This is a genomic window from Oleiphilus sp. HI0061, assembly GCF_001635675.1.
The window spans coordinates 1-13,710 of record NZ_LWFE01000535.1; the positions used below are offsets into that span (position 1 = coordinate 1).

The window sequence follows — 13,710 nt, forward strand, 5'->3', positions numbered from 1 at the left end:
CTTTGCTTTAGCCTGAGCTTCATCAACAATAAGCAACTCATCAGTAAGAGAGGGGTCTGTAAACGAAGCATCGAACTGATAGTTTAAGGGTAGTTCATAATATGTTCGACTTGCATCCATGTTTTCACACGCTGAACCGTCTTCCTCATCGACTGCGGTCACAACATAAACCGACTCCGCATGCCTAACCGAAAAGGTCTCAACGGTACCGGTACCGGAATCAGAAAGAGAAGAGACGACTAGCTCTTTTGGATGAATCTCACATATTTCATTCTTAAAGTGATTGATAGCCTTGAGTTCATTCGTTTCATGGTCAACTTTATAGACGGTATCGGTACTCACCAAGATTGAAATATCCGGCTTGGCTCCATTGCTATCGGAAGTATTCAGGCTCAAGATCATTCCTGATTCAGAGGAAAAAACTGCCTCATGCTGAATCGTCGAACTTTCTGTTTCTGGAGCACTGAAGGAATATAAGCCCAAACTGTCACTCACCTCGTCAGACGGGCGAGAGAAAAAAGTTTCGTCGATAGCAACATCTTGAAAATCTTGCCCCGGAGTAGAAGGTGGTGAAGTATCGTCTACTGTTTCTGGTGCCGTTTCTGCCACTCGCCCTTCGCAACCTGCCAGAACGATTGAAACACACCAAGCGAGAAATAATTTAAATGCCTGCTTTGTCATAACACCCTAATTTCCTATGAGCTAATCCATGTACCACTCTATTTCCTGAGACACTATTCAAAAACATCAGGAATATCTTTCCGTAATTCTATTTTTTGCGTCTCCATTATATCTGGGATAATCTGTGAAATAATCTATAAGCGTCTTGATTGGGAGCCTGTTCACAATAAAACCCTGTCCCAATCGAGATTTATTCTGGCAGCACCTGGGATACAGCAACGTCATGGACATCACACCAAAACCACCGTCAACGCCAGAGGTCGTCAGCAAAGGTACAAGCACTCTTTCTAGATCACAAATTACCAGCATTGAAGAGCTTAAACTGGTACCCGGTAAGCAATACCAGGCAACTGTTCAGGCACCCCCCCCCAAAACTAACCAGGAACAGCCGGTAATCGAAGGAAAAGCAGCCACAGTAAACACTCACAGCAGTAAAGAATGGCTACTCAATATTAATGGCAAACTTGTCACAACCACCAGCAGCATTCCTTTAGAGATAGGTCAGACGCTATTAGTCAAGCTTGAAAGCTCATCAACAAAACAGAGCAAGGCTTTGATCCTTGTCAGTCCGACTAATAGAAGCACAGCTCAAATCCCAGCAGACAAAGGCAGCATCAATACCGAAATACTATTAGGCACCTTAGCAAAACTGCTACCGAAGCAACTGTCTCTTGGTACCGGCTTCGCTGCCCTGAATGAGATGAGTAAAGCGACTTCGCAAACGCCGCCCATTTCTCAAAATCAAACAAAGATAGCCAGCGCTCAACAAACCCAGCTCTCCCCTACACAAGGCTCATCGCCGCTTACTCGAAAAGTTGCGCTAGAAAGCATCGCAACACTGATCAAATCTCTTCCTCACGCAGAGCAGATCTCTCAAGCCAGCCGTCAAGGCGACACTCTAAGCTCTCCTGACACAATTAGAAACGCCTTAAAACACAGCGGTCTTTTCATGGAGTCACAGCTCAGTAACACCACCAACAAACAACAAATACTCGAGCAACTCCAAAACCTCAAAACCTTGAACAAAATAGCATTAGCGCAAGCAGACCAGACCAAACCTACTGCCAATAACCCGCTTTCTGGAACCCCCTCTCCTCAAAATACCAACCAAACAAGCTCTGCAGTCACGAAGCAAGCACTAGACATGCTGCAGCAACTTGTAAAGCAACATAGCAACACGGCAGCCGATCCAAGCCAAGACAAGACAATATCAAGCGATTTAAAAGCGACCCTGCTAGGCATTAGCCGAAACTTATTACCTGCCGCAAATAGCAGCGGCGAACAAAACCAGGCGATAGAGAAACTCCTTGGCAGCCTTTTAGAGCCTGAACTATTAACAACTCCCTTTAATTTTCCGCGCATCCAGTCCGACACAACAGCGAAGGCCAAAGCTCTTTTTGCCGAGCAAGAGTTTTCTACCGGGCAGCTTTTGAAAATACTTGCCGGAATGCTTAATCGTATTCAGTTCAACCAGTTGAACAGCCTCTTTCAAAGCCAAACCAGTGACGGCAATACACTTCAATCATGGTTTTTTGAATTGCCCGTGGTGAATGTCAACCAAGGGGTCACCACCTTCAGCCTGAGACTCGATAAGGAAAAAAGCGCCACTCAGAACCAGGAAGAGGAATCTGAGGACAAAGCATTGCAGTGGAAAATATCACTATCCTTCGACTTAGAAGGCCTGGGAGCAATATATATTCAAGTAAGCTTGCTCCCTCCTTCTATTTCATCCATTATCTGGGCAGATCAAGCCGATACTTTCGCGCTCGCGCAAAGGGAGAGCAAACATTTTAAGGAAAAGCTTTCAGAGCTAGGCCTAGAAGTAGGCGATATTATTTGCCAACAAGGCCTACCAGAACAACAGGCCACCAAGTTGACACAAAGCCTGGTAGATATTCAAGCATGAACAACAATAACAAAACCAGCTCGAAAACAAGAGCCATCGCGCTCAAGTACGATGAAGTTTCAGCGCCCAAACTTACTGCCAAAGGTGAGAATGAGCTCGCTGAGGAAATAATGCGCATTGCCGAAGAGCACGGCATACCTTTATACGAAAATAGTGAATTAGTCAGCATTTTGTCTAAACTAGAACTGGGAGAAGAAATCCCCGAAGTTCTATATCGGGTAATAGCTGAAATAATTGCCTTTGCATATTACCTGCAAGGAAAGACACCACAAGGCTTTGGCGAGCCAACGACCAGAACATAACGAGCAACATTTTCAACATGGCACATTCTGACCACCAACTACTTATTAACTCAAAATCCTACTTATATGCCCTTATTCTGGCAGGTACCTTAGCGCTCGCCCTGCTCTTTCAGGGGCAATTGATCAGCGCTTGCGGCATCGGTGTTCTGTGTGCGCTACTCATTGTAAACCAGTGGCAAAGTAAAAACCGAAATGCCGATAAAGAGAGCTTCATCTGGTTTAAACACAGTTCTCTGGCTCTCGCCTGCATTGCCCTAATAGGCTTAATGACAGGCCTGGAAGACTTTAAAACATGGACCTATTTCATTCCCTTATTGCTGTTCTTTTTCTATGAATTCAAACCTGCCCTATGGCTTGTCGGGATATTCTCAGTATTTGCCCTGGCCTCTTTGAATGCTAGCGGCTCTCCGTTTGAAAACATTCAAAATACTATGAGCTACCTTTTGTACCTAAGCATGAGCTGCTGCCTGGTTTACTTGAGAGAACTAAGACGAAAACAGCTTAAGCCACTGCGTCGTACAGATAACCTGACCAAAGCAGCCACCAAAGAACATCTAGATGATGACCTGACAAAAGAAATTCAACGCAGTGAACGTGAAGGCAGTGAATTGTCTACAGCCGCGTTGGCAATTGACAAAATATGTCTTTCCAAACTAAACCCTAAAGAACAAGATGCTGTCACGATTGCCATTGGCAAGTTGCTCCATAACAACCTTCGCTTGTTCGACAGTTACTACCTTTGGGAACATCATGAGTTTCTTATCGTCTTACCTCATACCAGCTCGATTCAAGCAGTCAAGATAGCAGACAGCCTGCGACTTAAAGTCCGCAAAGAAATTGAGATTCATGGAGAAAGTATTACCGTTAGTGCTGGCGTGTCCTGCTTAAATATCGGCGATGACAGTACCTCCATAACAGGCCGGGCAAGCCATGCCTTATCAGAAACACAAGCTACCAGTATTAATAGAACACACATCTATCGAGACATCGATGAGCTGCCCCAAGACGCAACGCCAGCCAATGCAGAAGGAGCACAATAATGTTCTCTGAAATCCAGCTTCAAACCCGTCTTACTGCCACATTATTTCTGCTTGGCGCAATTGCTATGGTTGTGCTTGGTATACAAAATTATCGCTACGGTCTCTATGAGCTCGTTTACGTTGCAACACTTCTAAGCATCGTTTATTTAAGCACAAGCCTCTACGCCAAGTTCTCCCCCGAAGCCAAATACCTCAAGCAAGCCTGTCTCGCTGTAGGTGTTATATCTGTTCTCAGCATTTTCGCCAATGCAGGCGAACACCCTGAGGAGCTTAAGCACTGGATATTTCCGATTGGTCTTCTTTGTTATCTATGCCTTCCCTATCGCCAAGCAAGCATATTCAACGTGGTGATGGGTGTGTGTTACTCACTGCTACTGCTATTTGCCAGCAGCATCATCTCAGCACTAGAGTTTGCAACCAGCTTTGCATTATTTATGGGGCTAACAAGTACTTATGCTCAGCTTCATCAGAAACGCAGTCGCACACTGGTAGAACTTGAGATACATGACCCACTAACTAAAGCTTATAACTACCGCCATTTGAGAGATACCCTTAAAAAAGAAATGTGCCGAGCTGACCGAACAGGCAAACCCCTTTCTCTGGTTTCCCTTGAAGTCGATTACTTCCCTCAAATTCAAGACATGCACGGTCTCCCAAATACAAACGACCTTCTTGCTCGATTTGCAGAGACACTTAAAGCAATGATTCGCGCAGGAGATAGCGACTACTTTGATGGAAAGCAGACCTCTTACCTCCTCTTACCTTGCACACCTTCAGAGGGCGTTTTAGTTATTGCGGAAAGAATTCGACGCACCATAGAGGAATGCAACTGGCCAGTGGTTGATGCAATTACGGTTAGCCTGGGCTGCACAACCTATATACCTGATGACTGCTCAGGCGATCGAGATGGCGAAGCAAAGAAATTAATTGAGAACGCTCAGATTGGTTTGATCGAAGCACAAAAAAACGGCCATAACCGCGTCTGCCTGCATAGTCACTAAACAGACAAGTTCGTTGTTTACAGCTTTCTCCCCTCTATTGGCGAAAGCTCAAGACTTCTGACAATTTGTCTCGCTTGTCATTAGTGTGTAAAGTGACCCAACGAGGCTAAGTCTGTTTACCCCGGCACATCTTTCAATACTATTCGCACTTACACCCGGCACAATGACAGAATCTGATTTCCAACCCCTTATTGCATGGCTTGAACTAAACCCAAACTGGGTTTTCGTGGCTGTTTTACTTATTGCATTTATTGAGTCTCTGGCGCTTGCAGGAGTAATCGTACCCGGCGTATTGCTGCTCTTTCTTGTGTCAGCCTTGGCAGGTCACATTAATCTACCTATTGAGTGGCTTTTATTATCGGGCTTTCTCGGTGCCATATTGGGAGACGGCATCAGCTTTTTTCTTGGTCATTATTTTAAAGATAGCTTGCGAAACATTTGGCCCTTCTCCCGCTACCCTAAAACACTTCAGTCTGGTGAGCGTTTCTTCCATAAGCACGGTGGGAAAAGCGTTATGCTCGGCCGCTTTATCGGCCCTATTCGTCCAGTCATTCCTATTGTCGCAGGAATGCTTGGAATGTCTCAAACCAGATTCACTGTCTTCAATGCCCTCTCGGCAACCATTTGGGCACCGTTTTATATCTTGCCTGGCTACCTGACTGGCAGTGCCGTCCATCTGGTTCTGCCAAGTAACTTTTATCCGGCCTTGTTCTCTCTAATTGCTGCGCTGCTCATTATCACTCTCAGCTTTCGCTATGCCAGCCTTAACCTTCAGCATGGATCTCGCATCTATGCGGCGCTATTGCGCAATAACAAAAGCCAAAACACGTCATCAAAGGACTATGAGTTTCCACTTGCGTCACTGAGTTTATTCATAGGATCAAGCTTATTCTTTATTATTTGGAGCTTTCTGGTTTTACGAACAGGCTTGCTAAGCCAACTAGATGCCAGCGTACTTCAACTCGGCGCTGAGCTGCGCAACATCAGTACCTTTGTCAGCGATATCAGCTCTCGGATATTTATCCATCTAACCCTGCTTGGCGATGAAAAGTTTTTGTATGCCTCCTTTATAACACTCATCGCTTTGATGCTTTATCTAAGGCAGTTCCGAGCCTCCACTTTACTGGTGATTTCCGGCTTAAGTACTGCGGCAATTACACACACTAAAAGCAGTATTTAGTATTGCCCGACCTGAACTAGTACTCTCACCGCCTGTTTCATATGCCTACCCTAGTGGCCATAGTTCAGGCTCAACCGTTTTCTACGGCCTGATTGCAGCATTTATTGCCCAACAGCTACCCAAGACCCAACGCTGGCAGTGCTACTTGCTATTCTTTGTGCCGATGTTTCTGATCGCTTTTAGCCGGGTTATGCTCAGCGTTCACTGGTTGTCTGATATTGTTGGGGGCATAGCGCTAGGTTTAGCGATTTGTGGAATTAGTAGAGTGTTATATAGCACTCACCAAGCTTATGACGCCGCGAACCGTCGAGATATCACTGTTGAAAAGAAAGCGGTTATGACAGCACTTTGTCTATGGCTCGGCATCTTAATTGGCTATCAGCTTTATTTCTTTCCAGAAGCCTTGCAGGCTTACCAGTTACGCCCCTAAACGCAGAGCCGTCTGATCAAGACTCAAGATTTATACGGCCTAAGTAACCATATCAGAAATTTGACGAGAGATTGCTTGCAGACGCTGAAGCGGGTCGCTCATTTCATAAAGATGCTGTTTCTGTTTATTGCCTAGCGGCAGTAACTCAGTCAAGCGCCAGCCTACTTGGCGCCCATCTTCATAATCAATATCCATATTCAAATCGCGAACAAAGGGGTGTTTGACCAGAGCCTGCAGTACCACACGCAGCTCATCAAACTCCTCGGGCAAGTCAATATGCTGCTCTTCACCAATAGCCTCAAGCTCGGCATACCAGACGCCATTTTCACGTTCTTCAAGTGAGGATAGTTTGACTTGTTCCAGACCTTCAACCGTCAGATTTAACACCCCGGTACTAGGCGTCTTGCCAAAATCTACAATTTGAACACGCGTGCCAAGTTCATAGAACTGCCCTTCTCGCACGTGTTCAGTCGGTGCATTTTCACTGCACATCAACACTGCCACAAAGCCTTCGCCTTGCTTCATCGAATCAGCAATCATATCTAAATAGTGCGGCTCAAAAATCTGCAAAGGAATACGACCTTGCGGACAGACAATAGCATTGAGCGGTAACAGCGGCAGTTTCATAGTTTATTCAGGTATTCACGGTTGGCTTTTAAGTAAGCATAGACTGATTTTTCCAATCTTATAGTTTCGTATTGAAGATTCGCCATTTGGTGCCAGCATGCATTTTTTTTGCTATGCTGCCTGCTTCAGATTTTTCTTTCTAACAACGATTATTTAAGAGACCAACGATGCCGACCTATCGCTCAAAAACCTCTACTCATGGCAGAAATATGGCGGGAGCACGCTCATTATGGCGTGCCACCGGGATGACAACAGAAGATTTTGAAAAGCCAATTATCGCTGTTGCAAACTCCTTCACCCAGTTCGTTCCAGGTCACGTCCACCTTAAAGACATGGGGCAACTTGTAGCACGCCAGATAGAAAAAGCAGGAGGCGTTGCAAAAGAATTTAATACCATCGCGGTCGATGACGGTATCGCGATGGGTCATGACGGCATGCTATATAGCCTACCTTCCAGAGAGCTGATTGCCGACTCGGTTGAATACATGGTGAATGCTCACTGTGCCGATGCACTGGTTTGCATTTCCAACTGCGATAAAATCACACCGGGAATGTTAATGGCTGCTTTGCGTCTGAACATTCCGGTTATCTTCGTATCGGGTGGCCCAATGGAAGCAGGTAAAACCAAGCTTTCGGAACACAAGCTCGACCTGGTCGATGCCATGGTCATTGCTGCAGACGATAGCGCTGATGATGAAACGGTTGCAGAATATGAGCGCAGCGCCTGCCCAACATGCGGCTCTTGTTCAGGCATGTTCACGGCTAACTCAATGAATTGTCTGACTGAAGCTATTGGTCTATCTTTACCAGGTAACGGCACAACATTGGCAACTCATGCAGACCGTGAAAAGCTATTCCTTGATGCTGCAGACCGCATCGTAGACATTACACGCCGCTATTACGAACAAGATGACGAATCAGTTCTACCACGCTCAATTGCCAGCCATAAAGCCTTCGAAAACGCTGTGATGCTTGATATCGCCATGGGCGGCTCAACCAATACCATCCTTCACCTTTTGGCAGCGGCTCAAGAAGCGGAATTAGATTTCGACCTAAAGAACATCAACGAACTAAGCAGACGCGTCCCTCAGTTATGTAAGGTTGCACCGAACTCTCCTCAATATCATATTGAAGATGTTCATAGAGCTGGCGGCATCATGGCTATTCTGGGCGAACTAGATCGAGCCGGAATTCTGCATACCGACCTGCCAACGGTCCACAGTAAGACAATGAAAGAAGCGCTAGCAAAATGGGACATTATGCAAAATAATGATCCAGAAATTGCCGAGTTCTTTAAAGCTGGCCCTGCTGGCATTCCAACCCAAACGGCTTTTAGTCAATCGACTCGCTGGCCGACACTGGACGGTGATCGCGCTAACGGTTGTATCCGCTCATTAGAAAATGCATTTTCTTTAGAGGGTGGACTCGCAGTCTTGTACGGCAATATCGCTGAAGACGGTTGCGTGGTAAAAACAGCTGGCGTTGATGACTCTATTCTCGTGTTTGAAGGCAAAGCCGTTATCTTCGAAAGCCAGGATTCCGCAGTAAAAGGCATACTTAATGATGACGTAGTTGAGGGCGATGTGGTTATTATTCGCTATGAAGGCCCTAAAGGTGGCCCGGGTATGCAGGAAATGTTGTATCCAACCAGTTACCTGAAATCAAAAGGCCTAGGTAAAGCTTGCGCCTTGTTAACCGACGGTCGCTTCTCAGGGGGTACCTCTGGCCTATCAATTGGCCACGCTTCCCCTGAAGCAGCTGCCGGTGGCGCTATCGCATTGATTGAAGCCGGCGACAAAATCAAGATCGATATCCCTAATCGCTCAATTGATGTTGTCTTGGAAGAAGGGGTACTTAACTCTCGACGTGAAGCAATGGAGCAGAAAGGCAAGCAAGCCTGGAAACCAGCAGAGCATCGCGAGCGAAAGGTCTCTAGCGCTTTGAAAGCCTATGCCATGCTGGCAACAAGCGCCGATAAAGGTGGTGTTCGTAATTTGGATATGCTGGATTAAGCTCGACGAAACATAGGACTGAGCAGAAGTTCAGTCCTTTTCTTTTTACTTACGATCCAAAACGATAAAACTATAATCATAGGGATTCGGCCCTTCGGCTTCAAAATCTTCCCGCCCAATTTCACGCCACTGAGTCCAATCGACTTCGGGAAAATAAGCATCGCCTTCGACTTCTGCATGAACTTTCGTTAGATAGATACGATCAACATCCGGCAGACTCGTTTGATAGATCTGGTCACCACCAATGATCATCACTTCCGACTGACCGTCAATATCACAAACCGACTCTCCTAAATCAAAAGCCTGCTCAAGAGAGTGCACGACTTTCACGCCTTCAGCCGACCAGCTTTCATTTCGCGTTATAACGATATTGCATCGACCTGGAAGCGGCTTACCAATCGACTCATAGGTTTTACGCCCCATTAGAATCGGCTTGCCCATCGTCACTTGTTTAAAGTACTTAAGATCATTGGGCAAATACCAAGGCAGCTTGTTGTTAATGCCGATAACTCGGTTTTCTGCCATCGCGACGATCATGGAGCGCTTCATTGTTTCTTCCTACTCGATATATATTTAAACTGAAAAAGGGTACTGGATACTGTCATGCGACTCATAGCCGACGACTTCAAAGTCAGCGGTCGTCACCCAGGTTTCAAGGTCTTCGAGTGACTTGATATCAGGGTTGATATTTAGTCTCGGAGAAGCGAAAGGCTCACGCTTTAGCTGCACATCTCGCATCAATTCTAACTGGTTCTCGTAGATATGAGCATTGACTATTTTGTGGTAAGCCTTACCGGCTTTATGCCCCGTGATCTGTGCCATTAGAGCAAGCAGAACATAGACCTGAACCTGATTGAAATTCAGCCCCAGCGGCACATCACAAGAACGCTGATAACTAGTCAAATACAGTGTATCCCCTAGCAAAGAAAATGTGTGCGTATGCATGCAAGGGCGCAGACAACCCATTTCGAACTCGCCCGGGTTATAGAAGCTTAGAATTTCTCCGCGGTCATCGACCCCTTTCGAAAGGTTATCGACGATCTTTTTAAGCTGGTCTAATGGCGTGCCATCCGGCTTTTGCCACGCCCGGCCCTGAACGCCGTATACTCGCCCCATATCATCCTCACCTTTACGATGCGGATTATTCAACCAGGCTTCATTCTCATTGGCATTAGCATTCCAGGTGTTACAGCCGATCTCGCGAAATTGCGCAGCACTGCTATACCCACGGAGATAACCCAGAAGTTCTGCAATGGCTGCTTTATAGTAACTTTTGCGAGTGGTAATTAACGGAAATACATTGTTCTCAACGTCATACTCCAGGTCAGCATTGATTAGGGTCAGGCAGCGCGTTCCGGTACGTTTATTATCTACCCACACACCCTCATCAATAATACGCTGACAAAGCGCTAAGTACTGCTTCATATGCTTCTCTCAATTTTTTATTTTCTAGTTTATGCTCGGTGCGATAGTTTATCGGAGTTAAATTTGTAGGCATACCAAATAAAACCCACACCTATTAATATCATCGGGAATGACAGTAGTTGACCTTTCGTCAGCCAACCCCAGGCAACAAAACCAATATGTGCGTCAGGCTCTCTTACGAACTCAACAACAAAGCGGAAAATTCCATAGAAGATCATAAACATACCCGAGACCGATGCCGCAGGCCTGGGTTTAACGGAATAAAACCATAAAATACAAAAGAACATCAGCCCTTCAAGCCCTGCCTGATAAAGCTGAGAAGGGTGCCTAACCAATTGCTCCGGGTCGTTTGGAAATACCATTCCCCAAGAAACATCTGTCGCCCTGCCCCATAATTCTGCACCAATAAAATTTCCGATTCGTCCCAAACCCAAACCTATTGGCACAAGAGGCGCGATAAAGTCCAATAGTTGAAAAAAAGTGCAGCCAATCTTTCGTGCATAAAAAACAATGGCTAACATCACACCGATTAAGCCGCCATGAAAGGCCATTCCACCTTCCCAGATTCTAAACAACCAAGCTGGGTCATCGAGAAATTTGTCGAAGTTATAGAAGAATACGTAGCCCAGGCGCCCCCCCAGGATTACCCCCAATGCGCAGTAATAAATCATATCTCCGACTTGCTCTTTGGCAATTGGAGCACCAGGTCGTTGGGCTCGTCTCTGCCCTAGTAAGTAAGCCGCCACAAAACCAATCAAATACATTAAGCCATACCAATGAATTTGAATTGGCCCTAAGTCCAAAGCAACCGGATCTATCTGGGGATACGACAACGCCATTGTAATTCCTTAAATTTTTAATATTAAACAGAGCTAAGTCACTAGAAAGCGAACACCAACTAATAGCAGAAAACCTGCAAACAATCTTTTCAGTAACAGAGGCGACAAGCGATGCGCCAACTGCGTTCCAACCCTCGCGAAGTATACAGAGCAAATAGATATTCCGAGTAAAGCAGGTAGGTAGATCAATCCCAAACTCCATTCAGGCCGTCCTTGCAAATCACTTCCCATCATCACATTACTGAGCGTGGCAAATAAAGCGATGGGTAAACCACATGCAGCGGCGGTACCCACCACTTCTTTCATCTCAATACGATACCGACTCAAATAAGGAACGCTAAGTGTTCCACCACCAATCCCGAAGATAGAAGAAAACCACGCAATGACCACGCCCATTATAGATAGTGCGATATTTCCGGGTATCGCCAAAGACTGCAAGCTAGCGGATTTGATAAACATTCGCAGCGCTACAATCACCGCAAAAAGTCCAAACAGCTTTTTCAGCATCCAGCCATCTAGTTGCACCAGCGTTAATACACCAAGCACCGCACCTAGCGCAATACCAGCACTCATCGGCCGAAACACCGACCACAAAACCGCGCCTCTCTTATGGTGATTATATACCGAGCTCATCGAGGTAAACACTATGGTCGCAAGTGAAGTTGCTATCGCCATATGGGTCAAGACTTCTGCGGGGAAACCTTGGCTTTCGAAGACAAAAACCAGGATAGGCACGACGACTAAACCACCACCCACGCCAAAGAGCCCTGCCGTTAACCCGGCAAAGATACCCGCCAGCAAGTAGCTCACAATAAACATAGTCCGTATCTACCCCTAAATAATTGCATGGTATGATAGCTGTATTACATTCTGAGGTCATTCTTTCAATGTGTTTAATAGTTTTTGATTGGCAGCCCGAGCAAGCACGAATACTGACACTCGCCTCAAATAGAGATGAGTACTACGCCCGCCCTACACTTAACGCTCATTTCTGGGAAGATAGCCCTGACATATTTGGCGGCCGAGATTTAAAAATGGGTGGCACCTGGTTAGCCCTTTCCAAAGGTGGCCGCCTCGCTGCAATTACAAATTATCGCGCGCCAGACTCCAGAGTATACGAACGATCTCGTGGAGAAATTCCCTCAAGCTTCCTTCAAGCAAGCTGCTCTGCAAATGAGTTTGCAGCTCAAATTTCAAGCGATGAATATGCCGGATTTAACGCTCTTCTGTTTGATGGCTCAGACTTGGTATATTGCCATAATCGTGGTCAGACGAGAGGTAGTCAAACCCTAAAGCCGGGACGGTATGGCTTAAGTAACCACCTGCTAGATACGCCTTGGCCAAAAGTACGAAAAACCAAAACAGCTCTCGAACAGGCCCGGCAGAACCCTGATAACACTGAAGCAGCTAGACACTTACTGTTGGCACTACAGAACCAAGAACAAGCATCGCCTGAAGAACTGCCGCAGACAGGCATCCCTCAAGAGTTTGAGCAAGTGCTCTCTTCCCCCTTTATTAGAACGCCCAACTATGGAACTCGTGCGAGCAGCGTCATCATTATTGATAAAGAAACTTTAGGTACGGCTAAGAACGAGCAGATCAATAAAGCTTTCTTTCTTGAACGTCAGTATCAGAAGGGTAGCAGCAAATTTAACGACAACATAACAAACATAACTTTTTAAGCTAGAGCTCGACAGACTCTAGCTCATTGCAAGCTACCGTCATCTTCAGATCGATTACCTTTTAGCTGTTGAACCTGGCGCTTAATGACATGCTGAACCAATGTTTCCTGATCAATTTCGGTGACATTAACGAAGTCAGCGCGCGCAAGCCAGGGCTTGCCATCAATGCTCTCATCCAATGCATCACAAGCAATAACAGCTGCTAAGAGCTGCAATCGAGTATTACTGGGGTATAGCGTTAGTTCTATATGAACATGCTGATTCAAAGCAGCACTTTCTTCAAGCGGGAAAGCGATTCCACAAGCACTCAAATTAACCTGACAAGCAGAAGTAGACTGCTCGAGACCCTCTTCTTGGCCAGAGGCAAGACCGTGGCCAAAAGCCAAATTTATTTTCTGGTTAAAAAGATCAAGAATATTATGAATTTCAGGTTGGGAATTCTTCAGTACTGTCAGATCTGTTGCTATCTGGTGCTCTATCTGTGACAGCAGAGACTTCAGAGAAGTCGGTTGAGCTTGCACCGCCAAATCAGTTTCACCCTCCGAAAGAAAGCGATAACGAAGACCAACAAGGTCCGTCACTCTA

At 45.9% G+C, this 13,710-nt stretch carries 15 protein-coding genes; 8 read left to right on the plus strand and 7 right to left on the minus strand.

Annotated elements, in window-relative coordinates; translation table 11 throughout:
- On the minus strand, positions 1–681 hold a 681-nt coding region (locus A3735_RS06985; RefSeq protein ID WP_156499485.1), incomplete at its 3' end, for a hypothetical protein.
- A gap of 223 nt (positions 682–904) precedes the next feature.
- On the opposite strand from A3735_RS06985, the gene A3735_RS06990 reads away from it, so the two are divergent.
- The 6 genes from A3735_RS06990 to A3735_RS28740 all read left to right on the plus strand — a co-directional run bounded on the left by A3735_RS06990 (position 905) and on the right by A3735_RS28740 (position 6,540).
- Entirely contained in the window at positions 905–2,587 is a 1,683-nt protein-coding gene (locus tag A3735_RS06990) for a flagellar hook-length control protein FliK (protein WP_068516238.1), read from the plus strand.
- A complete protein-coding gene (locus tag A3735_RS06995) occupies positions 2,584–2,889 on the plus strand; it encodes an EscU/YscU/HrcU family type III secretion system export apparatus switch protein (protein ID WP_068516235.1) in 306 nt (101 codons plus the stop codon). Before A3735_RS06990 ends, A3735_RS06995 begins: the two co-directional genes overlap by 4 nt.
- Before the next feature lie 17 nt (positions 2,890–2,906).
- The gene (locus A3735_RS07000; protein ID WP_068516232.1) at positions 2,907–3,929 is read left to right on the plus strand and encodes a diguanylate cyclase domain-containing protein; all 1,023 of its coding nucleotides are present in this window, start codon (positions 2,907–2,909) and stop codon (positions 3,927–3,929) included.
- Positions 3,929–4,930, plus strand: a complete 1,002-nt coding sequence (locus tag A3735_RS07005) for a GGDEF domain-containing protein (protein WP_068516229.1) — start codon at positions 3,929–3,931, stop codon at positions 4,928–4,930. The genes A3735_RS07000 and A3735_RS07005 overlap by 1 nt, the downstream gene beginning before the upstream one ends.
- Before the next feature lie 163 nt (positions 4,931–5,093).
- Positions 5,094–6,110: a DedA family protein gene (locus A3735_RS07010; protein ID WP_068637826.1), complete on the plus strand. Its 1,017-nt coding sequence runs from the start codon at positions 5,094–5,096 to the stop codon at positions 6,108–6,110.
- Position 6,111: 1 nt separating this feature from the next.
- Entirely contained in the window at positions 6,112–6,540 is a 429-nt protein-coding gene (locus A3735_RS28740) for a phosphatase PAP2 family protein (protein ID WP_255375152.1), read from the plus strand.
- A gap of 39 nt (positions 6,541–6,579) precedes the next feature.
- On the opposite strand, the gene A3735_RS07020 is transcribed toward A3735_RS28740, so the two are convergent.
- The gene (locus A3735_RS07020) at positions 6,580–7,167 is read right to left on the minus strand and encodes an LON peptidase substrate-binding domain-containing protein (RefSeq protein WP_082865204.1); all 588 of its coding nucleotides are present in this window, start codon (positions 7,165–7,167) and stop codon (positions 6,580–6,582) included.
- Positions 7,168–7,334: 167 nt separating this feature from the next.
- Between A3735_RS07020 and ilvD the strand changes: the two genes are divergently transcribed.
- Positions 7,335–9,179, plus strand: a complete 1,845-nt coding sequence (gene ilvD, locus A3735_RS07025) for a dihydroxy-acid dehydratase (protein WP_068516225.1) — start codon at positions 7,335–7,337, stop codon at positions 9,177–9,179.
- 45 nt (positions 9,180–9,224) lie between these two features.
- Here the strand turns inward: ilvD and A3735_RS07030 are convergent, their stop codons facing one another.
- The 4 genes from A3735_RS07030 to A3735_RS07045 are packed head-to-tail and all read right to left on the minus strand — an operon-like array spanning position 9,225 to position 12,262.
- A complete protein-coding gene (locus A3735_RS07030; RefSeq protein WP_068516222.1) occupies positions 9,225–9,728 on the minus strand; it encodes a dihydrofolate reductase in 504 nt (167 codons plus the stop codon).
- Positions 9,729–9,752: 24 nt separating this feature from the next.
- Positions 9,753–10,604, minus strand: a complete 852-nt coding sequence (locus A3735_RS07035; protein ID WP_068516218.1) for a thymidylate synthase — start codon at positions 10,602–10,604, stop codon at positions 9,753–9,755.
- 29 nt (positions 10,605–10,633) lie between these two features.
- Positions 10,634–11,443, minus strand: coding sequence for a prolipoprotein diacylglyceryl transferase (gene lgt / locus A3735_RS07040; RefSeq protein WP_068516215.1), 810 nt, complete (start codon positions 11,441–11,443; stop codon positions 10,634–10,636).
- Positions 11,444–11,476: 33 nt separating this feature from the next.
- Positions 11,477–12,262, minus strand: coding sequence for a sulfite exporter TauE/SafE family protein (locus tag A3735_RS07045; RefSeq protein ID WP_068516211.1), 786 nt, complete (start codon positions 12,260–12,262; stop codon positions 11,477–11,479).
- A 68-nt stretch (positions 12,263–12,330) separates the two neighbouring features.
- On the opposite strand from A3735_RS07045, the gene A3735_RS07050 reads away from it, so the two are divergent.
- On the plus strand, positions 12,331–13,125 hold the full coding sequence (locus tag A3735_RS07050) for an NRDE family protein (RefSeq protein WP_068516208.1): 795 nt from the start codon (positions 12,331–12,333) through the stop codon (positions 13,123–13,125).
- Between the two features lie 23 nt (positions 13,126–13,148).
- Here A3735_RS07050 and A3735_RS07055 read toward each other — a convergent pair.
- Positions 13,149–13,710 (minus strand): PilZ domain-containing protein (locus A3735_RS07055; RefSeq protein ID WP_156499486.1); only part of this gene is annotated, 562 nt, incomplete at its 5' end.

Coding starts and splice junctions, on each gene's coding strand:
- ilvD (WP_068516225.1), top strand. CDS start 7,335: ATGCCGACCTATCGCTCAAAAACCTCTACTCATGGCAGAAATATGGCG.
- A3735_RS07000 (WP_068516232.1), top strand. CDS start 2,907: ATGGCACATTCTGACCACCAACTACTTATTAACTCAAAATCCTACTTA.
- A3735_RS07035 (WP_068516218.1), bottom strand. CDS start 10,604: ATGAAGCAGTACTTAGCGCTTTGTCAGCGTATTATTGATGAGGGTGTG.
- A3735_RS07005 (WP_068516229.1), top strand. CDS start 3,929: ATGTTCTCTGAAATCCAGCTTCAAACCCGTCTTACTGCCACATTATTT.
- A3735_RS06990 (WP_068516238.1), top strand. CDS start 905: ATGGACATCACACCAAAACCACCGTCAACGCCAGAGGTCGTCAGCAAA.
- A3735_RS07030 (WP_068516222.1), bottom strand. CDS start 9,728: ATGAAGCGCTCCATGATCGTCGCGATGGCAGAAAACCGAGTTATCGGC.
- A3735_RS07010 (WP_068637826.1), top strand. CDS start 5,094: ATGACAGAATCTGATTTCCAACCCCTTATTGCATGGCTTGAACTAAAC.
- A3735_RS07045 (WP_068516211.1), bottom strand. CDS start 12,262: ATGTTTATTGTGAGCTACTTGCTGGCGGGTATCTTTGCCGGGTTAACG.
- lgt (WP_068516215.1), bottom strand. CDS start 11,443: ATGGCGTTGTCGTATCCCCAGATAGATCCGGTTGCTTTGGACTTAGGG.
- A3735_RS07050 (WP_068516208.1), top strand. CDS start 12,331: ATGTGTTTAATAGTTTTTGATTGGCAGCCCGAGCAAGCACGAATACTG.
- A3735_RS06995 (WP_068516235.1), top strand. CDS start 2,584: ATGAACAACAATAACAAAACCAGCTCGAAAACAAGAGCCATCGCGCTC.
- A3735_RS07020 (WP_082865204.1), bottom strand. CDS start 7,167: ATGAAACTGCCGCTGTTACCGCTCAATGCTATTGTCTGTCCGCAAGGT.